Source organism: Pseudomonas sp. NGC7, assembly GCF_047159675.1.
Taxonomy (GTDB): Bacteria; Pseudomonadota; Gammaproteobacteria; order Pseudomonadales; family Pseudomonadaceae; genus Aquipseudomonas; species Aquipseudomonas kermanshahensis.
Map to the genome: position 1 here is coordinate 2,067,065 of NZ_BAAFZY010000001.1, position 22,958 is coordinate 2,090,022.

A 22,958-nucleotide genomic window follows, 5' to 3' on the forward strand; every position below is an offset into this window, starting at 1 on the left:
GACGCCCTGGAAGTCATTCTTGAAGCGTTCGAAGGCCCGTTGGACTTACTGCTGTACCTGATCCGCAAACAGAACATCGACATCCTCGACATTCCCGTGGCAGAGATCACCCGCCAGTACATGGGGTATGTCGAGCTGATGAAAAGCGTGCGCCTGGAGCTGGCTGCCGAATACCTGGTCATGGCTGCCATGCTGGCCGAGATCAAGTCGCGCATGCTGTTGCCACGTTCCACCGAGGTCGAGGAAGAAGAGGGCGACCCGCGCGCCGAGCTGATCCGCCGCTTGCAGGAATACGAGCGCTTCAAGGCGGCGGCTGAAGGTATCGACACGTTGCCACGGGTGGGCCGCGACATTGTCGTGCCACGCCTGGAGGCCCCCCAGGCCAAGGTGCGCAAGCTGCTGCCACAGGTCAGCCTGGAGGAGCTGCTGGTCTCGATGGCCGACGTCATGCGCCGCAATGACCTGTTCGAAAGCCACCAGATCACCCGCGAGACGCTGTCGACCCGCGAGCGCATGAGCCAGGTGCTCGACCGCCTCAAGGGCGGCGCTTTCGTGCCCTTTATCGAGCTGTTTACGGCAGAAGAGGGCAAGCTGGGGGTGGTGGTGACGTTCATGGCGATTCTTGAGCTGGTGAAGGAATCGCTGATCGAACTGGTGCAGAATGAGGCTTTCGCCGCGATCCACGTGCGGCTTCGCGCCGAGTTTGTTGAAGAACCTGATGAACCTGAATGAACCCCGCGACCTGGCGTCGCTGATCGAAGCCTTTCTGCTTGCCTCGGGCAAACCGCAGTCCCTTGAGCGCCTGTACGAGTTGTTCGAAGAGGCGGAACGCCCGGAGCCCAAGGTGTTCAAGAAGGCCCTGGAAGTACTCGGCAAGTCGTGCAACGGCCGCGCTTTCGAACTCAAGGAAGTGGCCACCGGTTATCGCCTGCAGATCCGCGAAGACTTTGCCCCTTGGGTCGGGCGCCTGTGGGAGGAGCGGCCGCAGCGTTATTCCCGTGCGTTGCTCGAGACCATGGCGCTGATCGCCTACCGCCAGCCCATCACCCGTGGCGAGATCGAAGACGTGCGCGGTGTGGCGGTGAACAGCAACATCATCAAGACCCTGATGGAGCGCGAGTGGATCCGCATCGTCGGCTACCGCGAAGTGCCGGGCCGGCCGGCGATGTTCGCCACCACCAAGGCCTTTCTCGACCACTTCAACCTCAAGAGCCTTGAGGAGCTGCCGGCGTTGGCCGAGTTGCGCGAGATGGAGCCCGAACCCTTGCTCGACCCCGACGAGGCGCCGGTGCCTGCGCACCTTCAGGCGTTGGCCGATGCAAGCCTAGGGGATGAGGCTGAAGCCGAGGCGCCGAAGGATGAGACCAGCTTCCGCAGCTTGCTGGTGGAGTTGGATGCGATGGAAGAAGGGTTGAAGACCGACTTCGATGATTTACGTGAGCAGGACGTGGTTGAGCCAGAGCCTTCGGTTGAGGGTGAAGACCCGGTACAGCCCTGAGCCCTCTACCACCAGTGCCGGCCTCTTCGCGGGGCAAGCCCGCTCCCACAGGTAAGTAGCAAGCTTCAGGCATTCTGTGTGGGAGCGGGCTTGCCCCGCGAAGAGGCCGGCACTGCCAACGCCAAACCATTGGGCAGAAAACCCATCCAGCCCCCACAAAACCCACTACGCTCCAGTGCGTTCCCGACACGAACCGCGTATGATGCGCGGCCCTTTGGCGCGTTCGTCGCCAAGACCCCTTTTTCATTCCTACACCGGGAGGTGCCCAGATGAGTGAGCAAGACCTGCAAAATACCGAAATTACCCCTCCATCCGGCGAAAAGCTGCAGAAAGTGCTGGCGCGCATTGGCGTTGGTTCGCGCCGTGACGTCGAGGCCTGGATCAGCCAGGGCCGGATCAAGGTCAATGGCGTTGCCGCCACCCTCGGCCAGCGCGTCGACCTGCACGATGCCATCGCTGTCGACGGCAAGCTGATCAAGCGCGAGGAAGCCGCCGAGGCCACCCGCCGCGTGATCATGTACAACAAGCCCGACGGCGAGATCTGCACCCGTGACGACCCGGAAGGCCGCCCGACGGTGTTCGACCGCCTGCCACGCCCGAAAGAAGGGCGCTGGATCAACATCGGCCGCCTGGACATCAACACCACCGGCCTGTTGCTGTTCACCACCGACGGTGAATTGGCCAACCGCCTGATGCACCCGTCCTACGAGATGGACCGTGAATACGCGGTGCGTGTACGGGGTGAGGTCGACGACGAGATGATCGAGCGCCTGAAGGCGGGCGTGATGCTCGAAGACGGCCCGGCCAAGTTCACCGACATCCAGAAGGCCCCGGGCGGCGAAGGCTTCAACCATTGGTACCACTGCGTGGTGATGGAAGGCCGTAACCGCGAAGTGCGTCGCTTGTGGGAGTCCCAGGGCATGGTGGTCAGCCGCCTGAAGCGCGTGCGTTTCGGCCCGGTGTTCCTCAACTCCGACCTGCCGATGGGCCGCTGGCGCGAAATGACCCAGGGCGAAATCGACATCCTGGCCGCCGAAGTGGGCCTGCAGCCGGTGGCGCTGCCGACCTTGAACCTCAAGGCCAAGGACAAGATGGAGCGCATGCAGCGCAAGTCGAGCCGTCCGATGGGGCGTGGCGAGCGCGTGCGTAACCTGCGCCCAGCCAGCGATGCGACGGCTGGCGAGCGCCCAGCGCGTCAGCCGCGTGACACCGCCGCCGAGCGCCCAGCGCGCCCGTCGCGTGATGAAGCGCCACGCAAAGGCAACCGTGGCAGCACGGTGGCCGAGCGCCCGAGCGAGATGCGCAAGCGTACCGGCAAGCCAGAGGGCGACAAGCCGGCAGGCCGTGGCCGCGGCAAGCCGCGCGGTTGATCCGCAGCGTGAGATAAAAAACCAGCCTTCGGGCTGGTTTTTTTTCGCCTCCACCCAACCCGAATGAAGCGCGGACCTGGGGCGTGAAGCGGCCCCAACTCATTGATCAATCACCCTTTTTCTGACGAGTGGAAAGCTGGCAAACCACCGTGTAACGTTTTTTATACAAAATCATCCCTTTCTGGCCATCGAATGCGTATTTTCCTAGACCTGTAAACAGAACTTGCCGCGCCCACGTCGCCAGCCCACCCCGTCTACCCTGCCTACCTATTGCCCAAACCCCCGCCGCACGCTGATATAGCAGGCATTGCCGTGTGCAAGAGCTCGCCCACAGAGGCGTGCTGACAAAACAACAAATGGAGGCGCCATGTACGCCGATCACTCCGCCTTTCAAGGCTCACACCACAGGATCGCTGCGTTTTTTCCCAAGGAAATGACGCAACGCGTTGACGCCTGCGCGCTTGCAGGGGTATACAGTGCGCCGCGTTTTACCTGTGACCCTCTTGCGTACCGCGCACTCTTGATCACACCCGGCTGAACCGCCTCGGCGGCGCCCGCGTTCAAGAAACCCAAGGTAACCACCTTGCCCATTCCGCTGCGCCACGAGCGCGGTGGGTCCGATTTCGTCACAGATAAAAACAATGCAGGTGACTTCGTTCATGAGTGGACAAAACATGCATTCAGGCGAGCTAAAGCGGGGCCTGAAGAACCGCCACATCCAGTTGATCGCTCTCGGCGGTGCGATTGGTACGGGTCTGTTCCTCGGCTCGGCAGGCGTGATGAAATCCGCCGGCCCGTCGATGATCCTTGGCTACGCCATCTGCGGCTTCATCGCCTTCATGATCATGCGCCAGTTGGGCGAGATGATCGTCGAAGAGCCGGTGGCCGGTTCGTTCAGCCACTTTGCCCACAAATACTGGGGCGGTTTCGCAGGCTTCATGTCGGGCTGGAACTGCTGGGTGCTGTACATCCTGGTGGGCATGTCGGAACTGACGGCGGTCGGCAAGTACATCCACTACTGGTGGCCAGAGATCCCGACCTGGGTCACGGCGGCGGGCTTCTTCCTGCTGATCAACTTCATCAACCTGATGAACGTGAAAGTATTCGGTGAGGCCGAGTTCTGGTTCGCGATCATCAAGGTCGTGGCCATCGTCGGCATGATTGGCCTGGGTGCCTACCTGCTGACCAGCGGCAGCGGTGGCCCGGACGCGTCGGTGACCAACCTGTGGGCACACGGTGGGTTCTTCCCGCATGGAGTCAGCGGCCTGGTCATGGCCCTGGCGTTCATCATGTTCTCGTTCGGTGGCCTGGAGATGCTCGGTTTTACCGCAGCCGAGGCCGACAAACCGAAAACCGTGATCCCCAAGGCTATCAACCAGGTCATCTACCGCATCCTGATCTTTTACATCGGCGCGTTGGTCGTGCTGTTGTCGCTGACCCCATGGGACAACCTGGTCGCCAGCATCGACGCGTCCGGCGGCAGCTACGGCAGCAGCCCGTTCGTGCAGGTGTTCTCCCTGCTGGGCAGCGATGTGGCCGCCCACCTGCTGAACTTTGTGGTCCTGACCGCAGCATTGTCGGTGTACAACAGCGGCACCTACTGCAACGCCCGCATGCTGCTGGGCATGGCCGAGCAGGGTGATGCCCCGGCGGCCCTGGCCAAGGTCGACAAGCGCGGTGTGCCGGTGCGTTCGATCCTGGTCTCGGCGGCGGTGACCCTGATTGCCGTGCTGCTCAACTACTTCATCCCGCAGAATGCGCTGGAGTTGTTGATGTCGCTGGTCGTGGCGACCCTGGTGATCAACTGGGCGATGATCAGCTACTCGCACCTGAAGTTCCGCCAGCACCTGAACCGCACGGGCCAGAAGCCGCTGTTCAAGGCGCTGTGGTACCCCTACGGCAACTACATCTGCTTGGCTTTCGTGGTGCTGATCCTGGGCATCATGCTGCAGATCCCGGGTATTCAAATTTCGGTGTATGCGATCCCGGTGTGGGTGGTGGTGATGTTCCTCTTCTACCTCATCAAGCCTAAGCGTGACGCGCAGGCTAACGGGGCTGCCGGTACTGTGGCCAAGTAATCGCCATAGGCGGCACGAAAAACCCGATGTCAGGTGACTGGCATCGGGTTTTTTGGGTTATGCGCCCCTTGTATGAGCAGCCTTGTGCTGCGAAGAGGCCAGTGCAACCCGCACAAAACTCAGATCTGCTCCAGCAACCAGCTGCGAAACGCCCGCAACGACGGCAGCGCTTCGTTGCGTGGCGGATAGATCAGGTAATAGCTGCGTTGGCTGGCAAACGCCTCGCCGGGGCTGAACAGCTCGCCCTTGGCCAGTTCCTCTTCCACCAGTATCCGCGGCACCAGGCCGATGCCGATGCCGGCGCGCACCGCCTGGATCAAGTGCGATGTCAATTCGAAGCTCGGCCCCAGGCGCATCGCCCGGTGCGGCAGGCTGTGGTGCGAGAACCACTCGCCCCAGGCATGCGGGTTGTTGGCGACGTTCAGCAGCACTTCTTCGCTGACCCGGGCAGGGCTCCAGCCATGCGCGTCGGTGCCGGCCTCTGGCGGCAAAATCACCAGCAGCTCTTCGGCGTGCAGGCGGTGGCAGATCAGCCCCGGCAGGTCGTGGCTCGCCACGCCGATCGCCGCATCGATCTCGCTGGTGTCGAAGTTGATCGCTTCAATCCGTGAATGGATATGCACCAGCATGCCCGGGTGGGCGCTGTAGAACGCATGCAGCCGCGGCAGCAACCATTTCGAGCCGAAGGTGGGTAGGGTGGCCAGGCGTAGCGTGCCGACACCCGACTGGTAGGCCAGCGCCTGCAAAGTGGCGCTGCGGATGCGCCCCAAGGCCTCGCTCAGCTCCCGCTGGTACAGCCGGCCGACGTCGGTCAGCTGCACCTGACGCCCTTCACGGCGGAACAGCGTCAGCCCCAATTGCTGCTCCAGTGCCTGCACCTGGCGGCTGACAGCGCTTTGGGTCAACGACAGTTCGGCGGCGGCGCGTGTATAGCTTTCATGCCGGGCGGCAGCCTCGAACGCCAGCAGCAGCGACATGGACGGTGTCAGGTGGCGGTAATTCATTCATAAAAGTCATCGATAGCGGCAGGATTATCCGTTTGCCCTTGGCGCGAAACTACAGGAACATTGGCCTATTCGTCATCTGGTGTGAAACAACCCATGCCGGCATGACAGGTTTTCCGTGAATTAGCCCATATCAAGAGGCCATCCGTCGATGATCGCCCAGCTGCCGACCAGTGCACCGACCACCAACTACCCCGAATTCCTCGAGGCCCTGCGTAACAGCGGCTTCCGTGGCCAGATCAGTGCCGATTACGCCACCCGTACCGTGTTGGCCACCGACAACTCGATTTACCAGCGCCTGCCCCAGGCAGCGGTGTTCCCGCGTGACGCCGATGACGTGGCGCGGGTCGCCACGCTGATGGCCGAGGCGCGCTTTGCCCAGGTCAAACTGACCCCGCGTGGCGGCGGCACCGGCACCAACGGCCAGTCGCTGACCGATGGCATCGTCGTCGACCTGTCGCGGCACATGAACACCATCCTCGAAATCAACGCCGAGGAGCGTTGGGTGCGGGTCCAGGCCGGTGTGGTCAAGGATCAGCTCAACGCTGCGCTCAAGCCTCATGGGCTGTTCTTCGCCCCCGAGTTGTCCACCTCCAACCGCGCCACCGTCGGCGGCATGATCAACACCGATGCCAGCGGCCAGGGCAGTTGCACCTACGGCAAGACCCGCGATCACGTGCTCGAACTGCACAGCGTGCTGCTCGGTGGTGAGCGCCTGCACAGCCTGCCCATCGATGACGCTGCGCTGGCGCAGGCCTGCGCCGCGCCTGGCCGGGTTGGCGAGGTCTACCGTGTAGCCCGTGAGATCCAGGAAACCCAGGCCGAGCTGATCGAAAGCACCTTCCCCAAGCTCAACCGCTGCCTGACGGGCTACGACCTGGCACACCTGCGCGATGAACAGGGGCGCTTCAACCTCAACAGCGTGCTGTGCGGCGCGGAAGGCTCGCTGGGCTACGTGGTCGAAGCCAAGCTCAATGTGCTGCCGATCCCGAAATACGCGGTACTGGTCAACGTCCGCTACACCAGCTTCATGGACGCCCTGCGTGACGCCAATGCGCTGATGGCGCACAAGCCGCTGTCGATCGAAACGGTCGACTCCAAGGTACTGATGCTGGCCATGAAGGACATCGTCTGGCACAGCGTGGCCGAGTATTTCCCGGCTGACCCCGAGCGCCCGACCCTGGGCATCAACCTGGTGGAGTTCTGCGGCGATCAGCCGGACGAGGTCAATGCACGGGTGCAGGCGTTCATCCAGCACCTGCAAAACGACACCAGCGTCGAGCGCCTGGGGCACACCCTGGCCGAGGGCGCCGAGGCGGTCACCCGCGTTTACACCATGCGCAAACGCTCGGTGGGCCTGCTGGGCAACGTCGAGGGCGAGGTGCGCCCGCAGCCGTTCGTGGAAGACACCGCAGTACCACCGGAGCAGTTGGCCGACTACATCGCCGACTTCCGCGCATTGCTGGATGGCTACGGCCTGGCCTATGGCATGTTTGGCCACGTCGATGCCGGTGTACTGCACGTGCGCCCGGCGCTGGACATGAAAGACCCGGCCCAGGCCGCGCTGGTCAAGCCGATCTCCGATGCCGTGGCGGCGCTGACCAAAAGCTACGGCGGCCTGCTGTGGGGTGAGCACGGCAAGGGCCTGCGTTCAGAATACGTGCCCGAATATTTTGGCGAGCTGTACCCGGCGCTGCAGCGCCTGAAAGGCGCTTTCGACCCGCGCAACCAGCTCAACCCCGGCAAAATCTGCACCCCACCCGACAGCGCCGAAGGCCTGACCCGGGTCGATGGCGTGACCTTGCGCGGTGACCTCGACCGCACCATCGACGAGCGTGTCTGGCAGGACTTCAGCAGCGCTGTGCACTGTAACGGCAATGGTGCCTGCTACAACTACGACCCTAACGATGCCATGTGCCCATCATGGAAGGCCACCCGAGAGCGTCAGCATTCGCCCAAGGGCCGTGCCTCGTTGATGCGTGAGTGGCTGCGTTTGCAAGGCGCGGCGGATATCGACGTGCTGGCGGCGGCGCGTAACAAGGTGTCCTGGCTCAAGGGCCTGCCGGCACGGCTGCGCAACAACCGCGGGCGTGACCAGGGGCAGGCGGACTTCTCTCACGAGGTCTACGACGCCATGGCCGGTTGCCTGGCGTGCAAGTCCTGCGCGGGGCAGTGCCCGATCAAGGTCAACGTGCCGGACTTCCGCTCGCGCTTTCTCGAGCTGTACCACGGCCGCTACCAGCGCCCATTGCGGGATTACCTGATCGGTTCGCTGGAGTTCACCATCCCGTACCTGGCGCATGCGCCGGGGCTGTATAACGCGGTGATGGGCTCGAAGTGGGTGAGCAAGCTGCTGGCCGACAAGGTCGGCATGGTCGACAGCCCGCTGATCAGCCGCTTCAACTTCCAGGCGACCCTGACCCGCTGCCGCGTTGGCGTGGCCAGCGTGCCAGCGCTGCGCGAGCTGACCCCGGCCCAGCGTGAGCGCAGCATCGTGCTGGTGCAGGATGCCTTCACCCGTTACTTCGAGACGCCGCTGCTGGCCGCATTCATCGACCTGGCGCACCGCCTTGGCCACCGGGTGTTCCTGGCGCCTTACAGTGCTAACGGCAAACCGCTGCACGTACAGGGCTTCCTTGGCGCGTTCGCCAAGGCGGCGATCCGTAATGGCACCCAGCTCAAGGCCCTGGCCGATTGTGGTGTACCGCTGGTGGGGTTGGACCCGGCGATGACCTTGGTCTATCGCCAGGAGTACCAGAAGGTGCCAGGCCTGGAAGACTGCCCGAAGGTGCTGTTGCCGCAGGAATGGTTGATGGATGCATTGCCCGAGCAAGCGGCTGCCAATGCTGGCAGCTTCCGCCTGATGGCGCACTGCACCGAGAAGACCAACGTGCCGGCCAGCACCCGTCAATGGGAGCAAGTGTTTGCCCGCCTGGGCTTGAAGCTGGTGACCGAGGCTACGGGTTGCTGTGGCATGTCCGGTACTTATGGGCATGAAGCGCGAAACCAGGAGACCTCGCGGACCATCTTCGAGCAGTCCTGGGCGACCAAGCTGGACAAGCAAGACGAGCCGCTGGCGACGGGGTATTCGTGCCGTAGCCAGGTCAAGCGCATGACCGAACGGCAGATGCGCCATCCGCTGGAAGTGGTGTTGCAGTACGCGCAGCGTTAAACCTGCACCGGCCTCTTCGCGGGCAAGCCCGCTCCCACAGGGATACCGTTGGCTCGACGGTTGTGGTGATTCCTGTGGGAGCGGGCTTGCCCGCGAAGAGGCCGGTACAGCCACTGCATCATCAGGACAGCTGCAGGGTATCCCGAGCCCGGCGCGCCTGCCTGTACAGGTAAAGGCTCAACACCAGCCCGCACGCCGCAGCCCCTGCCGCAAACAAGAACATCGAAGCAAACCCGAACCCCGCTGCTACTGCGCCCACCAGCGGGCCGGTAATCCCCAGCGACAAATCGATGAACAGCGAATACGCCCCAACCGCCGCGCCGCGGTTGGCCGCCGACACCTGGTTCACCGCTTCCACGCCCAGCGCCGGGAACACCAGCGAAAAACCAAAGCCACTCAGTGCCGCACCTGCCAATGCCAGCTCGGCACTGGGTGCCAGCCACAGCATCAGCAGCCCCACGGTCTCTACCGAAAGGCAGGCGATTGCCACGCGAAAACCACCGATGCGATTGATCAGGTTGCCGAACAGCAAACGGGCACTGATGAAGCTGGCGCCGAACAGGCTCAAGGTCAGTGCGGCATTCGGCCAGTCGCGGCTGGCGTAGTACAAGGTGATGAACGTGGCGATGGTGCCAAAGCCGATCGAGCCCAAGGCCAGCCCTGAGCCATGCGGGAACACCTTGCCCAATACGCTCAGGAAGGGCAGACGCACGCCGCTGACGATGGGCGCCGCGCGCTTGGGCCAGGCCAGCAGAAGGCCGGCCGCGCACAGCAGCATGATGCTCACACCCATGCTCCATAGCCCGAGTGTCTTGACCATTAGCACCCCCAGCGGCGCGCCAATGGCCAGAGCGCCATAGCTGGCAATGCCGTTCCAGGAGATGACCTTGGCGGTATTCTCAGCGCCCACTCGGCCGATGCCCCAGCCGATCGCGCCAGAGCCCACCAGGCTTTCGGCGCTGCCCAGCACCAGGCGGCCGATCAGCAAGCAGGTCAGGCTCAGCCAGGGCAGGTGGGTGAGAAAGGCGCAAGCCAGCATGAATACGCCGCTGAGCCCACAACCGGCCAGGCCATACATCACCGCCTTCTTGCTGCCGAGGTTGTCGATAATGCGGCTGGCTGTCGGGCGGCTGAGCAATGTGGCGAGGTATTGCACGCTGATCACAAGGCCAGCGACCACGGCGCTGAAGCCCAGGTCGTTGTGCACATAGCTGGGCAATACGGCCAGGGGGATGCCGATGTTCAGGTAGCCGATAAAGGTGAAGAGGACGATGGAGACGACTTGCAGGGTGACCGCAAGAGGGCGCGGTGAGTGGGGCATGGGGGCCTTCGTGGCAGAGTTCTGGACGGTGTGAAAACGTGATGACGGGGGTGGCCCGCAGGTCAGCCGTTTTCACACAGTCGGGGGATGCGCAGTTATTCCTGGTCAGCGCTGGATTGATCGTCACCATCCTGATCGACGGCAGGCGTCGGCTCGGCATGGACGGTAACGGTTTGCTCTTCTGGGTTCAGGCTTGGGAAGGGAAGATTCGGGATTTCATGCATCTCGTCGTTCCTCGCAAGTGTGAGTGAAAAGGCTGCGCCAGGCGCGTGTGGGGCTTTAAAAAGCTGGGGCAGGATACAGCAGTCTGGATGACAGTTTGAAATTTTTCCCGTTCGTTTGTCGGTTTTACGGGTGAATAGCGGACATTTGCCTTACAAAAAACGGGGCCATTGCGGCCCCGTTTTCGCTTGTTACTTACGGCCTTCGGCCGTCTCGGCGACCTTGTCGGTGCGCGCGCACATGATGAAGTCGTTGCGGTGCAGGCCTTTGATCGAGTGGCTCCACCAGGTCACGGTGACCTTGCCCCACTCGGTCAGCAGGCCGGGGTGGTGGCCTTCGGCTTCAGCGATTTCACCCACGGCGTTGGTGAAGTCCAGGGCGTGCTTGAAGTTCTTGAACTTGAACACGCGCTCCAGCTCCATGTGGCCGTCACGCACTTCGATGTTCCAGTCCGGGATTTCGCGAATCAGCTCGGCCAACTCTTCGTCACTGACTTTCGGGGCGTCGGCGCGGCAGGCTTCGCAGTGGGCTTGGTTCAAGGCATTCATGGTGTCTTTTTCCAGTTCGAGTTGTTATCAGGTGGCTTCAGGCAGCAACCTTGGGTGGAAACTTGGGGGTGTGCAGGCCCAACTGCATGGCCTGCTGCACCATGCCCATGATGTCTTCATGGGCCAGGTCGAACAGGCGCTTGAGGTTCGGCAGCACGAAGTACAGCGGCTGCAAAATGTCGATACGGTACGGCGTGCGCATCGCCTCGATCGGGTCGAACGCCTGATGTTCCGGTTCGTTCGACAGACTGTAGACCGTTTCTTTCGGCGAAGAGAGGATGCCGCCGCCATAGATCTTGCGACCTTGCGGGGTCTCCATCAGGCCGAACTCGATGGTCATCCAGTACAGGCGCGCCAGGTAAACGCGCTGTTCCTTGGTCGCAGCCAAGCCGAGCTTGCCGTAGGTGTGGGTGAATTCGGCGAAATACGGGTTGGTCAGCAGCGGGCAGTGGCCGAAGATCTCGTGGAAGATGTCAGGCTCCTGCAGGTAGTCGAGTTCTTCCGGCGTGCGGATGAACGTGGCGACCGGGAAGCGCTTGCTGGCCAGTAGTTCGAAGAACGTCTGGAAGGGGATCAGCGCTGGCACCCTGGCAACCTGCCAGCCGGTGGTGGCACCCAAGACCTTGTTGACCTCGCCCAATTGCGGGATACGGTCATGGGGCAGCTTCAACTGATCGATGCCGTCCAGGTATTCCTGGCAGGCACGGCCTTCGATGACTTTCAGCTGACGCGTGATCAGCGTGTTCCACACCGCATGCTCTTGCTGCGGGTAGTCGATAAAACCATGCGCATCGGGCTCGCGTGCCACGTATTGCGTCTGTTTCATGTGGCTCTCCTGGTGAGGGCTTTTCTTGTTATGTCCACGACATACCTAAGGAATATCCCCTCATTGGCCGATTTGCACGGGGGTAGGGTGGCCACCCCAGTCCAGAATCGGCCCTGGTTCGTAACGATAATTTTACAAAAAGGCGTAGGTGTCGGAAAATCCGGGGCAAATGGCTGATGGTTTACCGGTATTTGTCAGCTTATCTTTACGAATTTTCTGCGTCCGGTTGAAAAACTTCGGCGCTTCGAGAGCGTTCATGCGTATCAAAGTGCATTGCCAGAACCGCATCGGCATCCTTCGCGACATCCTTAACCTGTTGGTGGAGTACGGCATCAACGTGCTGCGTGGTGAGGTGGGCGGCGACCATGGCAACGCCATCTACCTGCACTGCCCGAACCTGATCAACCTGCAGTTTCAGGCGCTGCGGCCCAAGTTCGAAGCCATTGCCGGGGTGTTCGGCGTCAAGCGCGTCGGCTTGATGCCCAGCGAGCGCCGGCACATGGAGCTGAACGCGTTGCTGGGTGCGTTGGACTTTCCGGTGCTGTCGATCGACATGGGCGGCAGCATCGTCGCCGCCAACCGCACTGCGGCGCAGTTGCTCGGGGTGCGCGTCGACGAGGTGCCGGGCATGCCGCTGGCGCGTTATGTGGAAGACTTCGATCTGCCCGAGTTGGTGCGCGCCAACAAGTCGCGTATCAATGGCCTGCGGGTCAAGGTGAAAGGGGATGTGTTTCTCGCCGACATCGCCCCCTTGCAATCCGAGCATGACGACAGCGAGGCGCTGGCCGGCGCGGTGCTGACCCTGCACCGCGCCGACCGTATCGGTGAGCGCATCTACAACGTGCGCAAGCAGGAGCTGCGCGGTTTTGACAGTATCTTCCAGAGCTCGCGGGTGATGGCGGCGGTGGTGCGCGAGGCACGGCGCATGGCGCCCCTGGATGCTCCGTTGCTGATCGAAGGGGAGACCGGCACCGGCAAGGAGTTGCTGGCACGTGCCTGCCACCTGGCCAGCCCGCGTGGGCAGTCGCCGTTAATGGCGCTCAACTGTGCGGGGTTGCCAGAGTCCATGGCCGAGACCGAGCTGTTCGGCTACGGGCCGGGTGCTTTCGAGGGTGCGCGGGCCGAGGGCAAGCTGGGCCTGCTGGAACTGACGGCCGGTGGCACGCTGTTCCTTGATGGGGTCGGGGAGATGAGCCCGCGTTTGCAGGTGAAACTGCTGCGCTTTCTGCAGGACGGTTGCTTTCGCCGCGTAGGCAGTGATGAAGAGGTGTACCTGGATGTGCGGGTGATCTGCGCCACCCAGGTGGATTTGTCCGAGCTGTGCGCGCGCGGTGAGTTCCGCCAGGACCTGTACCACCGCCTCAACGTGCTGTCGCTGCACATTCCGCCATTGCGTGAGTGCATGGACGGGCTGGAAGGCTTGGTGCAGCACTTTCTCGACCAGGCCAGCCGGCAGATCGGCTGCCCCTTGCCACGGTTATTACCGGCCGCGATGGATAAACTAAGCCAGTACCACTGGCCAGGCAACGTGCGGCAACTGGAAAACGTATTGTTCCAGGCAGTTTCGTTATGTGAAGGCGGTGTAGTTAAAAGTGAACATATACGTTTGCCGGACTACGGTGTGCGGCAACCGTTGGGAGAGTTTTCATTGGAAGGGGACCTTTCACAGATTGTCGGCCGTTTTGAAAAAGCCGTGCTGGAAAGTTTGATGGGGGAATTTACAAGTAGTCGCGCGCTGGGCAAAAGACTGGGTGTTTCGCACACCACGATTGCCAATAAGTTGCGGGATTATGCGTTGGGCAAGTCAACTGAATAATGCCAGCCGACTGGGTTTATTTGTTCGCGGGGAAACCCGCGAAGGGCCCCAGCGGGGCCCCGATCTCAAGGGTTAGCCGTTAGAGCAACCGTTCCCCATCACGCGGTATTCAAGAATGTGCTTCTGGCCCTGGGAGTCCTCATAGGTCATGCGGGCGGGCACGACTTCACAGACGTTGGGCACTTCGCTCATGGAGATGACGCGGGCAATGTCCAAGTGCTGCGAGTAACTGTACTGTTCAACCGGAATCTGCTCGGCATCGTTTGCTTCGCCGGCCATTGCCGCGCCGCAAAGACTGCCAAGTACCAATACCAGTAAAGCTTTCATTTTCTATTTACCTGTCTAAGGTCGTGAGGGGGTGCGCGGCGCTTGTGGCGCCGCGAGTGCTGCTAGTTTTAACGATCGGGATTTAGCGGGTGATTAACGCTTGCCTTCGTGGGGGCTGTTGCCAGAAGTTAATCGCCTTGCCGTTGTTGGCGAGATGAATTCTAGGCAGGTGGCAACCGCTGAAACAGTGGGACTTTTGATAAAGTGTTTTGACAGAATCTGTAACAATCACGCGAAAAAAAACGGCGATTCTTTCTGCCTAGGGCTGCGAGCCGCGTGCTAGAGCGCTTTGCTCGTACGTCAGTACCAAAATCCGCTGCTTTACTACCAACGTCGAATGGCTTTTGCCGCTCTGGTACAGTTACAAACGGTTCCATACAAAAACAACTATTACACCGAGGTAACACAGATGAGTGCGGCTCCACTGTATCCCGTTCGTCCCGAGGTTGCGGCCACTACCCTGACCGACGAGGCCACCTACAAGGCCATGTACCAGCAATCGGTGATCAACCCGGACGGCTTCTGGCGCGAGCAGGCCCAGCGTCTCGACTGGATCAAGCCGTTCACCAAGGTCAAGCAGACCTCGTTCGATGACCACCATGTCGATATCAAGTGGTTTGCCGACGGCACTCTGAACGTTTCCTCCAACTGCCTGGACCGTCACCTCGAAGAGCGTGGCGACCAACTGGCGATCATCTGGGAGGGCGACGACCCTTCCGAGCACCGCAACATCACCTACCGCGAGCTCCACGAGCAGGTCTGCAAGTTCGCCAACGCCCTGCGCGGCCAAGACGTGCACCGTGGCGATGTGGTGACTATCTATATGCCGATGATCCCCGAGGCCGTGGTCGCCATGCTGGCCTGTGCCCGCATCGGTGCAATCCACTCGGTGGTGTTCGGCGGCTTCTCCCCTGAGGCGTTGGCTGGCCGAATCATCGACTGCAAGTCCAAGGTGGTGATCACCGCCGACGAAGGTGTGCGTGGCGGGCGCCGTACGCCGCTCAAAGGCAACGTCGACCTGGCGCTGACCAACCCTGAGACCAGCAGCGTGCAGAAGATCATCGTGTGCAAGCGCACCGGTGGCGATATCGCCTGGCACCAACACCGCGACATCTGGTACGAAGACCTGATGAAAGTGGCCTCCAGCCACTGCGCGCCGAAAGAGATGGGCGCTGAAGAAGCGCTGTTCATCCTTTACACCTCCGGCTCCACCGGCAAGCCCAAGGGCGTGCTGCACACCACCGGGGGTTACCTGGTTTACGCCGCGCTGACCCACGAGCGCGTGTTCGACTACCGCCCAGGTGAAGTCTACTGGTGCACCGCCGACGTTGGCTGGGTCACCGGCCACAGCTACATCGTCTACGGCCCGCTGGCCAATGGCGCCACCACCTTGCTGTTCGAAGGCGTGCCGAACTACCCGGACATCACCCGTGTGTCGAAGATCGTCGACAAGCACAAGGTCAATATCCTCTACACCGCACCGACCGCAATCCGCGCCATGATGGCCGAAGGGCAGGCTGCGGTAGAGGGGGCTGATGGTTCCAGCCTGCGCCTGTTGGGTTCGGTCGGCGAGCCGATCAACCCCGAAGCGTGGAACTGGTACTACAAGACCGTCGGCAAGGAGCGTTGCCCGATCGTCGACACCTGGTGGCAGACCGAGACCGGCGGCATCCTGATCAGCCCACTGCCGGGCGCCACTGGCCTCAAGCCGGGTTCGGCGACCCGTCCGTTCTTCGGCGTGGTGCCGGCGCTGGTGGATAACCTGGGCAACCTGATCGATGGCGCTGCCGAAGGCAACCTGGTGATTCTCGATTCCTGGCCGGGCCAGTCGCGCTCGCTGTATGGCGACCACGACCGCTTCGTCGACACCTACTTCAAAACCTTCCGGGGTATGTACTTCACCGGCGACGGCGCGCGCCGCGACGAGGATGGCTACTACTGGATCACCGGGCGTGTTGACGACGTGCTCAACGTGTCTGGCCACCGCATGGGGACTGCCGAGATCGAAAGCGCCATGGTTGCCCATTCCAAGGTTGCCGAAGCGGCTGTGGTGGGCGTGCCGCACGACATCAAGGGCCAGGGCATCTATGTTTATGTCACCCTCAATGCCGGCGTGGAGCCTAGCGAACAATTGCGCCTGGAGCTGAAGAACTGGGTGCGCAAGGAGATCGGCCCGATTGCCTCGCCGGATGTGATCCAGTGGGCGCCAGGGTTGCCGAAGACACGCTCGGGCAAGATCATGCGGCGTATCCTGCGCAAGATCGCCACGGCGGAATACGGCTCGCTGGGTGATATCTCGACCCTGGCCGACCCGGGTGTGGTGCAGCATCTGATCGACACGCACAAGGCCATGAACCTGGCTACGGCCTGATATTGGGGCAGAGCGCGAGCCCTTGTAGGAGCGGCCTTGTGTCGCGAAAGGGCCGCAAAGCAGCCCCGGCATTGCCAGTGGCGAAGCTGAAATGGTGGGGCCGCTTCGCGCCCCATCGCGACACAAGGCCGCTCCTACAGGGGTGTGTATGTGTCAGAAAACCCCGCACGGGCAACCGGCGGGGTTTTTTGCTTTACTGTTACCCGACATTCATCGGTAACTCTTCTGTCACCGATTACGCACAGGCACGGGGCGAGCGGAAACAGTCATGACCCGTTTCGGTGCGTCCGCCGAGCCATTTTCTGCAACACAGCACGCTACACTTGCCGTCGTACAAGGCTTTGCGAATAATAGGCCCAGTAATTGCTAGGTCTATAGGTTATTTTCCTTGCGCCTTTGCATGTTTTGCAATGGCTGTCAACATCGCCCGCAGTGGTTTCAAGCGCTTCTGTAAGTAGTTGTCGCTTTGAAGAAATATCGACTACCGGGCTGTCGTTAAAATGCCACTCACTCGCTCGTGGTCTGCGGCCTTGGTCGAACCCTGCGCGGCTCGCGTTGTACCCATTCGCATATCGGGCAGTTGTTACCCTGCCTTGTATTGCCCCGTACCGATGGAGTTACCTGATGAAGAAGCTCGCACTGCTTGGCGCCCTGGCGCTGTCCGTGTTTTCCCTGGTGTCGCAGGCCGATGAAAAACCGTTGAAAATCGGTATCGAAGCCGCTTACCCACCCTTCGCCTTCAAGCAGCCCGACGGCAGCATCGCCGGTTTCGACTACGACATCGGCAATGCCCTGTGTGAAGAGATGAAAGCCAAGTGCACCTGGGTCGAGCAAGAGTTCGACGGCCTGATCCCGGCACTGAAGGTGCGCAAGATCGACGCTATCCTGTCGTCGATGTCGATCACCGAAGACCGCAAAAAATCGGTCGACTTCACCAAGCGCTACTACCTGACCCCAGCGCGCCTGGTCATGAAGGAAGGCACCACCGTCAGCGACAGCCTCAACGAACTGCAGGGCAAGAAGATCGGCGTGCAGCGTGGCTCGATCCATGACCGCTTCGCCAAGGAAGTACTGGGCGCCAAAGGTGCCACCGTGGTCCCTTACGGCACCCAGAACGAAATCTACCTGGATGTCGCGGCCGGTCGCCTCGATGGCACCGTGGCTGACGCCACCCTGCTGGAAGATGGCTTCCTGAAGACCGACGCTGGCAAAGGCTTCGCGTTCGTAGGCCCAGCATTCACCGACGCCAAGTACTTCGGTGACGGCATCGGCATTGCCGTGCGCAAGGGCGACAAAGCTAACGTCGACCGCATCAACGCGGCCATCGACGCCATCCGTGCCAACGGCAAGTACAAACAAATCGAAGCCAAGTACTTCAATTTCGATATCTACGGTCCAGACTCGAAGTAAGACGTCGGGTTAAACCTGTGCAATGGTGCAAACAGCAGAGGCTCTGAGGTTTGCACCATTTTTCATTCTCTAGGTCGAGGACCTCATCATGTTGAAAGGCTACGGGGCAGTCATCCTCGACGGGGCGTGGCTGACGCTGCAGCTCGCCCTGTCGTCGATGGCCCTGGCCATCGTGCTCGGCCTGATCGGTGTGGCGCTGCGCTTGTCGCCGGTGCGCTGGCTGGCTTGGCTGGGCGATATGTATGCCACGGTCATCCGTGGTATTCCGGACTTGGTACTGATCCTGCTGATCTTCTACGGCGGGCAGGACATCATCAACCGGGTAGCGCCGCTGCTCGGTTACGAAGACTACATCGACCTGAATCCGCTAGCGGCGGGTATCGGGACCTTGGGCTTCATTTTTGGCGCCTACCTGTCGGAAACCTTCCGCGGCGCCTTCCTCGGCATCCCCAAGGGCCAGGCCGAAGCCGGCGTGGCCTATGGCATGAGCAACCGTCAGGTGTTCTTCCGCATCCAGGTGCCGCAGATGATCCGCCTGGCCATCCCGGGCTTCACCAACAACTGGCTGGTGCTGACCAAGGCCACGGCGCTGATCTCGGTGGTCGGCCTGCAGGACATGATGTTCAAGGCCAAGCAGGCGGCGGACGCTACCCGTGAACCCTTCACCTTCTTCCTGGCGGTGGCGGCCCTGTACCTGGTCCTGACCAGTGTCTCGCTGCTGGCGCTGAAGTATCTTGAAAAACGCTACTCGGTAGGCGTCAAGGTGGTTGAACTATGATCTTCGACTACAACGTGGTGTGGGAGGCCATGCCGCTGTACTTGGGCGGGTTGCTGACTACCCTGAAGCTGCTGGCGCTGTCGCTGTTGTTCGGTTTGCTCGCGGCGATTCCGCTGGGGCTGATGCGTGTGTCCAAGCAGCCGCTGGTGAACCTCACCGCCTGGCTGTACACCTACGTGATTCGCGGCACGCCGATGCTGGTGCAGTTGTTCCTGATCTACTACGGCCTGGCCCAGTTCGAAGCGGTGCGCGAGAGCATCTTCTGGCCGCTGCTGTCCAGTGCGACCTTCTGCGCTTGCCTGGCCTTTGCCGTCAACACCAGCGCCTACACCGCAGAAATCATCGCCGGCAGCCTCAAGGCCACGCCCCATGGCGAGATCGAAGCGGCCAAGGCCATGGGCATGTCGCGCTTCAAGATGTACCGCCGCATCCTGCTGCCCTCGGCCTTGCGCCGGGCATTGCCGCAGTACAGCAACGAAGTGATCATGATGCTGCAGACCACCAGCCTGGCGTCGATCGTCACCCTGATCGACATCACGGGTGCGGCGCGCACGGTCAATGCCCAGTACTACCTGCCTTTCGAGGCCTACATCACGGCGGGCGTGTTCTACCTGTGCCTGACCTTCATCCTGGTGCGCCTGTTCAAGATGGCCGAACGCCGCTGGCTCGGCTACCTGGCGCCGCGCAAGCACTGACCGCTTTGTGAGAATCGACAGCATGTACAAACTCGAAGTCCAAGACCTGCACAAGCGCTATGGCAGCCATGAAGTGCTCAAGGGCGTGTCCCTGGCGGCCAAGGCAGGCGATGTGATCAGCATCATCGGCTCCAGCGGTTCGGGCAAGTCAACCTTCCTGCGCTGCATCAACCTGCTGGAGCAGCCCCACGCCGGCAAGATTCTGCTCAATAACGAAGAGCTGAAACTGGTCGCCGGCAAAGATGGCGCGCTCAAGGCGGCCGACGCGCGCCAGTTGCAGCGCATGCGCTCGCGCCTGTCGATGGTGTTCCAGCATTTCAACCTGTGGTCGCACATGACCGCGTTGGAGAACGTCATCGAAGCCCCCGTGCACGTGCTTGGGGTGAGCAAGAAAGAGGCCTTGGAAAAGGCCGAGTACTACCTGGCCAAGGTCGGTGTGGCCCACCGCAAGGATGCCTTCCCGGGGCACATGTCCGGTGGTGAGCAGCAGCGCGTGGCGATTGCCCGTGCCCTGGCCGTCGAGCCTGAGGTGATGCTGTTCGACGAGCCGACCTCGGCCCTTGACCCCGAGCTGGTGGGCGATGTGCTCAAGGTCATGCAGGCGCTGGCCCAGGAAGGCCGGACCATGGTGGTGGTGACCCACGAGATGGGCTTTGCCCGCGAGGTGTCGAACCAGTTGGTGTTCTTGCACAAAGGCTTGGTCGAAGAGACCGGCTGCCCGCGCGAGGTGCTGGCCAACCCGCAATCGGAGCGGCTCAAGCAATTCCTCTCCGGCAGCCTCAAGTAAAGTAGGCTGCATCTTTGCACCAGAATAGGGCATGCTGCGCAGCGAGCGCAGCCTGACCCTGTGCCACTGACGTGAACGCCCCCCAAGGTTTCGGACCGCACCCTATGACCACCCAGCGAATCGGTTTTCTCATCTGGCCCAGCACCAAGCCCTTGACCCTGGCGCTGGCCGAGGAAGTGTTGCAGGTGGCCCAGCGGGTGCATCCGGATGTGGTCTACGACTTGGCGTTTCTGCAGGCGGAGCCTGCGGTGGAGGGAGCCTGGCGCTTGCCGGGCGAGCCGTGGAATGGCCGCCTCGAAGGGTGCCAGAAGCTCTTGTTGCTGGCCGACGAGCCGCCACAGGCCGTGGGTTCGGTGCTGTCCACCGCGCTCAAGCAACTGGCGCGCAGTGGTTGCATGATCGGTGGCTTGTCTGCCGGTGTGTATCCGCTGGCGCAGCTTGGCCTGCTCGACGGTTACCGCGCGGCGGTGCACTGGCGCTGGCAGGATGATTTTGCCGAGCGCTTCCCCAAGGTCATCGCTACCAGCCACCTGTTCGACTGGGACCGCGACCGCCTGACCGCCTGTGGTGGCATGGCGGTGACCGACCTGTTGCTGGCCGTGCTGGCGCGTGATCATGGCGCGGAGCTGGCGGGGGCGGTGTCCGAGGAGCTGGTGGTCGAGCGCATTCGCGAGGGCGGCGAGCGTCAGCGCATTCCGTTGCAAAACCGCTTGGGCTCCAGCCACCCCAAACTGACCCAGGCTGTGCTGCTGATGGAAGCCAACATCGAAGAGCCGCTGACCACCGACGAGATCGCCCAGCATGTGTGCGTGTCGCGTCGGCAGTTGGAGCGAATCTTCAAGCAGTACCTGAACCGCGTGCCTAGCCAGTATTACCTCGAGCTGCGACTGAACAAGGCGCGGCAGATGCTGATGCAGACCAGCAAGTCGATCATCCAGATCGGCTTGTCGTGCGGGTTCTCTTCGGGGCCGCATTTTTCCAGTGCCTACCGTAACTTCTTTGGCGCGACGCCGCGGGAAGATCGCAACCAGCGGCGTAACAGCAGCCCGTTCGAGTTGAGCTCGGCGCCGGCTGAAAAGGGCTGAGATTCTGGTTGGGTTCGGGCGAATGCCTTGGGGGTGAGGGCGGCGCTCGATCTCCCAGGCGCCGCTAAATTATCGGGGTATGCCCAAAGGCACCGAATCCCTTGTGAACACCCGTTCACCCAGCCACCCACTCCCGTTACACTGCGCGATTGCGACAGTGTTTGTCGCATTGCCGAAAGCCTGGGTAAAACAGGGTTTTGCGCTGTAACAAGTTGTCGCTTGGCCGCAAGGACAGGCGCTGATCAGTCCTTACAATCCCCCCATCGCTCGCCACTTCCAGGCCAGCGTTCCTCTTCAGGAGACTCAGATGTCCGTTGAGCAAGCCCCGGTGCAACGTGCCGATTTCGACCAGGTCATGGTTCCCAACTATTCGCCGGCGGCCTTCATTCCTGTCCGAGGCGAGGGTTCCCGGGTTTGGGACCAGTCGGGTCGCGAGCTGATCGACTTTGCTGGCGGTATCGCCGTCAATGCCCTGGGTCACTGCCATCCGGCACTGGTCAAGGCGCTGACCGAGCAGGCCAACACCCTCTGGCACGTGTCCAACGTCTTCACCAACGAGCCGGCCCTGCGCCTGGCGCACAAGCTGGTAGACGCGACCTTTGCCGACCGTGCCTTCTTCTGTAACTCCGGCGCCGAGGCCAACGAGGCCGCCTTCAAGCTGGCCCGTCGCGTGGCCCATGACCGCTTCGGCCCTGAAAAGCACGAAATCATCGCCACCGTGAACAGCTTCCACGGGCGTACCCTGTTCACTGTCAGCGTCGGTGGCCAGCCGAAGTACTCCGATGGCTTCGGGCCTAAGATCACCGGCATCAGCCATGTGCCGTACAACGACCTGGAAGCACTGAAAGCACAGATTTCCGGCAAGACTTGCGCGGTGGTAATCGAACCGATCCAGGGCGAAAGTGGTGTGGTGCCGGCCGACAAGGCGTACCTGGAAGGCGCACGCAAGCTGTGCGATGAGCACAATGCCCTGCTGATCTTCGACGAAGTGCAGACCGGCGTTGGCCGTACCGGTTCGCTGTACGCTTACCAGCACTACGGTGTAACCCCAGATATCCTGACCAGCGCCAAAAGCCTGGGTGGCGGCTTCCCAATCGGCGCCATGCTGACTACCACGGAGCTGGCAAAACACTTGGCCGTCGGCACCCACGGCACCACCTATGGCGGTAACCCACTGGGTTGCGCCGTCGCCTGCGCGGTGCTGGACGTGATCAACACCCCTGAAACCCTGGCCGGCATCAAGGCCAAGCACACACGCTTCAAAACCCGCCTGGAGCAGATCGGCCAGCAGTACGGCCTGTTCTCCCAGGTGCGTGGTGTCGGCCTGCTGATCGGTTGCGTGCTGACCGACGCCTGGCAGGGCAAGGCCAAGGACGTGCTCAACGCCGCCGAGAAAGAAGGTGTGATGGTGCTGCAGGCCGGCCCGGACGTGGTGCGTTTCGCGCCTAGTCTGGTGGTCGAAGACGCCGACATCGATGAAGGCCTGAACCGCTTCGAGCGCGCCGTGGCCAAACTGACCCAAGGCTGATTCGCCAGCGGTCCCTTCGCCGGCCCTTAGCGGGCCGGCGATAGCTGAATTCCAGTGCGGGCGCGTGCTTGCCGTTTCAATCACGCGCCCGCCGTTTTTTCGCGCCGTCACGAACGGCCCGC

Annotated in this window: 19 protein-coding genes; 13 read left to right on the forward strand and 6 right to left on the reverse strand. The window is 61.8% G+C overall.

Features of this window, described 5'->3' with window-relative positions:
* Positions 1 to 6 precede the first annotated feature (6 nt).
* From ACMCNM_RS09465 to ACMCNM_RS09480, 4 genes are all read left to right on the forward strand, one after another.
* Complete coding sequence (locus ACMCNM_RS09465; protein WP_177408590.1) at positions 7 to 732, forward strand: segregation and condensation protein A; 726 nt, start codon at positions 7 to 9, stop codon at positions 730 to 732.
* On the forward strand, positions 719 to 1,498 hold the full coding sequence (scpB, locus tag ACMCNM_RS09470) for an SMC-Scp complex subunit ScpB (protein WP_099430132.1): 780 nt from the start codon (positions 719 to 721) through the stop codon (positions 1,496 to 1,498). The genes ACMCNM_RS09465 and scpB overlap by 14 nt, the downstream gene beginning before the upstream one ends.
* 269 nt (positions 1,499 to 1,767) lie before the next feature.
* On the forward strand, positions 1,768 to 2,868 hold the full coding sequence (rluB, locus tag ACMCNM_RS09475; RefSeq protein ID WP_027593100.1) for a 23S rRNA pseudouridine(2605) synthase RluB: 1,101 nt from the start codon (positions 1,768 to 1,770) through the stop codon (positions 2,866 to 2,868).
* A gap of 659 nt (positions 2,869 to 3,527) precedes the next feature.
* Complete coding sequence (locus ACMCNM_RS09480; RefSeq protein ID WP_172960378.1) at positions 3,528 to 4,946, forward strand: amino acid permease; 1,419 nt, start codon at positions 3,528 to 3,530, stop codon at positions 4,944 to 4,946.
* A gap of 119 nt (positions 4,947 to 5,065) precedes the next feature.
* Here the strand turns inward: ACMCNM_RS09480 and ACMCNM_RS09485 are convergent, their stop codons facing one another.
* Positions 5,066 to 5,950 carry a LysR substrate-binding domain-containing protein gene (locus tag ACMCNM_RS09485; protein ID WP_275746501.1) on the reverse strand — a complete coding sequence of 295 codons (885 nt, stop codon included), beginning with the start codon at positions 5,948 to 5,950 and terminating at the stop codon, positions 5,066 to 5,068.
* A 151-nt stretch (positions 5,951 to 6,101) separates the two neighbouring features.
* Here ACMCNM_RS09485 and ACMCNM_RS09490 point away from each other — a divergent pair, with 151 nt between their 5' ends.
* Positions 6,102 to 9,122, forward strand: a complete 3,021-nt coding sequence (locus ACMCNM_RS09490; RefSeq protein WP_412764255.1) for an FAD-binding and (Fe-S)-binding domain-containing protein — start codon at positions 6,102 to 6,104, stop codon at positions 9,120 to 9,122.
* Positions 9,123 to 9,243: 121 nt separating this feature from the next.
* On the opposite strand, the gene ACMCNM_RS09495 is transcribed toward ACMCNM_RS09490, so the two are convergent.
* The 4 genes from ACMCNM_RS09495 to phhA all read right to left on the reverse strand — a co-directional run bounded on the left by ACMCNM_RS09495 (position 9,244) and on the right by phhA (position 12,039).
* A complete protein-coding gene (locus tag ACMCNM_RS09495) occupies positions 9,244 to 10,443 on the reverse strand; it encodes an MFS transporter (RefSeq protein ID WP_412764256.1) in 1,200 nt (399 codons plus the stop codon).
* A gap of 95 nt (positions 10,444 to 10,538) precedes the next feature.
* On the reverse strand, positions 10,539 to 10,667 hold the full coding sequence (locus ACMCNM_RS09500; RefSeq protein ID WP_256214942.1) for a hypothetical protein: 129 nt from the start codon (positions 10,665 to 10,667) through the stop codon (positions 10,539 to 10,541).
* 189 nt (positions 10,668 to 10,856) lie between these two features.
* On the reverse strand, positions 10,857 to 11,213 hold the full coding sequence (locus ACMCNM_RS09505) for a 4a-hydroxytetrahydrobiopterin dehydratase (RefSeq protein WP_027593094.1): 357 nt from the start codon (positions 11,211 to 11,213) through the stop codon (positions 10,857 to 10,859).
* A gap of 37 nt (positions 11,214 to 11,250) precedes the next feature.
* Positions 11,251 to 12,039 carry a phenylalanine 4-monooxygenase gene (gene phhA, locus ACMCNM_RS09510; RefSeq protein WP_027593093.1) on the reverse strand — a complete coding sequence of 263 codons (789 nt, stop codon included), beginning with the start codon at positions 12,037 to 12,039 and terminating at the stop codon, positions 11,251 to 11,253.
* 256 nt (positions 12,040 to 12,295) lie between these two features.
* Between phhA and ACMCNM_RS09515 the strand changes: the two genes are divergently transcribed.
* Entirely contained in the window at positions 12,296 to 13,855 is a 1,560-nt protein-coding gene (locus tag ACMCNM_RS09515) for a sigma-54-dependent transcriptional regulator (RefSeq protein ID WP_412764257.1), read from the forward strand.
* 72 nt (positions 13,856 to 13,927) lie between these two features.
* Here the strand turns inward: ACMCNM_RS09515 and ACMCNM_RS09520 are convergent, their stop codons facing one another.
* Complete coding sequence (locus ACMCNM_RS09520) at positions 13,928 to 14,182, reverse strand: DUF2790 domain-containing protein (protein ID WP_027593091.1); 255 nt, start codon at positions 14,180 to 14,182, stop codon at positions 13,928 to 13,930.
* Positions 14,183 to 14,591: 409 nt separating this feature from the next.
* On the opposite strand from ACMCNM_RS09520, the gene acs reads away from it, so the two are divergent.
* The 7 genes from acs (at position 14,592) to ACMCNM_RS09555 (ending at position 22,836) form a co-directional block, all read left to right on the forward strand.
* Positions 14,592 to 16,553, forward strand: coding sequence for an acetate--CoA ligase (acs, locus tag ACMCNM_RS09525; RefSeq protein ID WP_027593090.1), 1,962 nt, complete (start codon positions 14,592 to 14,594; stop codon positions 16,551 to 16,553).
* Between the two features lie 624 nt (positions 16,554 to 17,177).
* Positions 17,178 to 17,963 carry an ABC transporter substrate-binding protein gene (locus tag ACMCNM_RS09530; RefSeq protein ID WP_027593089.1) on the forward strand — a complete coding sequence of 262 codons (786 nt, stop codon included), beginning with the start codon at positions 17,178 to 17,180 and terminating at the stop codon, positions 17,961 to 17,963.
* A gap of 88 nt (positions 17,964 to 18,051) precedes the next feature.
* Complete coding sequence (locus ACMCNM_RS09535; protein ID WP_027593088.1) at positions 18,052 to 18,741, forward strand: ABC transporter permease; 690 nt, start codon at positions 18,052 to 18,054, stop codon at positions 18,739 to 18,741.
* The gene (locus ACMCNM_RS09540; protein WP_027593087.1) at positions 18,738 to 19,436 is read left to right on the forward strand and encodes an ABC transporter permease; all 699 of its coding nucleotides are present in this window, start codon (positions 18,738 to 18,740) and stop codon (positions 19,434 to 19,436) included. Before ACMCNM_RS09535 ends, ACMCNM_RS09540 begins: the two co-directional genes overlap by 4 nt.
* A gap of 22 nt (positions 19,437 to 19,458) precedes the next feature.
* The gene (gene aotP, locus ACMCNM_RS09545; RefSeq protein WP_027593086.1) at positions 19,459 to 20,223 is read left to right on the forward strand and encodes an arginine/ornithine transport ATP-binding protein AotP; all 765 of its coding nucleotides are present in this window, start codon (positions 19,459 to 19,461) and stop codon (positions 20,221 to 20,223) included.
* A 104-nt stretch (positions 20,224 to 20,327) separates the two neighbouring features.
* Positions 20,328 to 21,308: a transcriptional regulator ArgR gene (argR, locus tag ACMCNM_RS09550; RefSeq protein ID WP_027593085.1), complete on the forward strand. Its 981-nt coding sequence runs from the start codon at positions 20,328 to 20,330 to the stop codon at positions 21,306 to 21,308.
* 307 nt (positions 21,309 to 21,615) lie between these two features.
* The gene (locus ACMCNM_RS09555) at positions 21,616 to 22,836 is read left to right on the forward strand and encodes an aspartate aminotransferase family protein (RefSeq protein ID WP_412764258.1); all 1,221 of its coding nucleotides are present in this window, start codon (positions 21,616 to 21,618) and stop codon (positions 22,834 to 22,836) included.
* The last annotated feature ends 122 nt before the right edge of the window (positions 22,837 to 22,958 follow it).

Excerpts from the sequence above, each read along its gene's own strand:
- scpB (WP_099430132.1), top strand. The coding sequence starts at position 719 with ATGAACCTGAATGAACCCCGCGACCTGGCGTCGCTGATCGAAGCCTTT.
- rluB (WP_027593100.1), top strand. The coding sequence starts at position 1,768 with ATGAGTGAGCAAGACCTGCAAAATACCGAAATTACCCCTCCATCCGGC.
- ACMCNM_RS09480 (WP_172960378.1), top strand. The coding sequence starts at position 3,528 with ATGAGTGGACAAAACATGCATTCAGGCGAGCTAAAGCGGGGCCTGAAG.
- ACMCNM_RS09485 (WP_275746501.1), bottom strand. The coding sequence starts at position 5,950 with ATGAATTACCGCCACCTGACACCGTCCATGTCGCTGCTGCTGGCGTTC.
- ACMCNM_RS09490 (WP_412764255.1), top strand. The coding sequence starts at position 6,102 with ATGATCGCCCAGCTGCCGACCAGTGCACCGACCACCAACTACCCCGAA.
- ACMCNM_RS09495 (WP_412764256.1), bottom strand. The coding sequence starts at position 10,443 with ATGCCCCACTCACCGCGCCCTCTTGCGGTCACCCTGCAAGTCGTCTCC.
- ACMCNM_RS09500 (WP_256214942.1), bottom strand. The coding sequence starts at position 10,667 with ATGCATGAAATCCCGAATCTTCCCTTCCCAAGCCTGAACCCAGAAGAG.
- ACMCNM_RS09505 (WP_027593094.1), bottom strand. The coding sequence starts at position 11,213 with ATGAATGCCTTGAACCAAGCCCACTGCGAAGCCTGCCGCGCCGACGCC.
- phhA (WP_027593093.1), bottom strand. The coding sequence starts at position 12,039 with ATGAAACAGACGCAATACGTGGCACGCGAGCCCGATGCGCATGGTTTT.
- ACMCNM_RS09515 (WP_412764257.1), top strand. The coding sequence starts at position 12,296 with ATGCGTATCAAAGTGCATTGCCAGAACCGCATCGGCATCCTTCGCGAC.
- ACMCNM_RS09520 (WP_027593091.1), bottom strand. The coding sequence starts at position 14,182 with ATGAAAGCTTTACTGGTATTGGTACTTGGCAGTCTTTGCGGCGCGGCA.
- acs (WP_027593090.1), top strand. The coding sequence starts at position 14,592 with ATGAGTGCGGCTCCACTGTATCCCGTTCGTCCCGAGGTTGCGGCCACT.
- ACMCNM_RS09530 (WP_027593089.1), top strand. The coding sequence starts at position 17,178 with ATGAAGAAGCTCGCACTGCTTGGCGCCCTGGCGCTGTCCGTGTTTTCC.
- ACMCNM_RS09535 (WP_027593088.1), top strand. The coding sequence starts at position 18,052 with ATGTTGAAAGGCTACGGGGCAGTCATCCTCGACGGGGCGTGGCTGACG.
- ACMCNM_RS09540 (WP_027593087.1), top strand. The coding sequence starts at position 18,738 with ATGATCTTCGACTACAACGTGGTGTGGGAGGCCATGCCGCTGTACTTG.
- aotP (WP_027593086.1), top strand. The coding sequence starts at position 19,459 with ATGTACAAACTCGAAGTCCAAGACCTGCACAAGCGCTATGGCAGCCAT.
- argR (WP_027593085.1), top strand. The coding sequence starts at position 20,328 with ATGACCACCCAGCGAATCGGTTTTCTCATCTGGCCCAGCACCAAGCCC.
- ACMCNM_RS09555 (WP_412764258.1), top strand. The coding sequence starts at position 21,616 with ATGTCCGTTGAGCAAGCCCCGGTGCAACGTGCCGATTTCGACCAGGTC.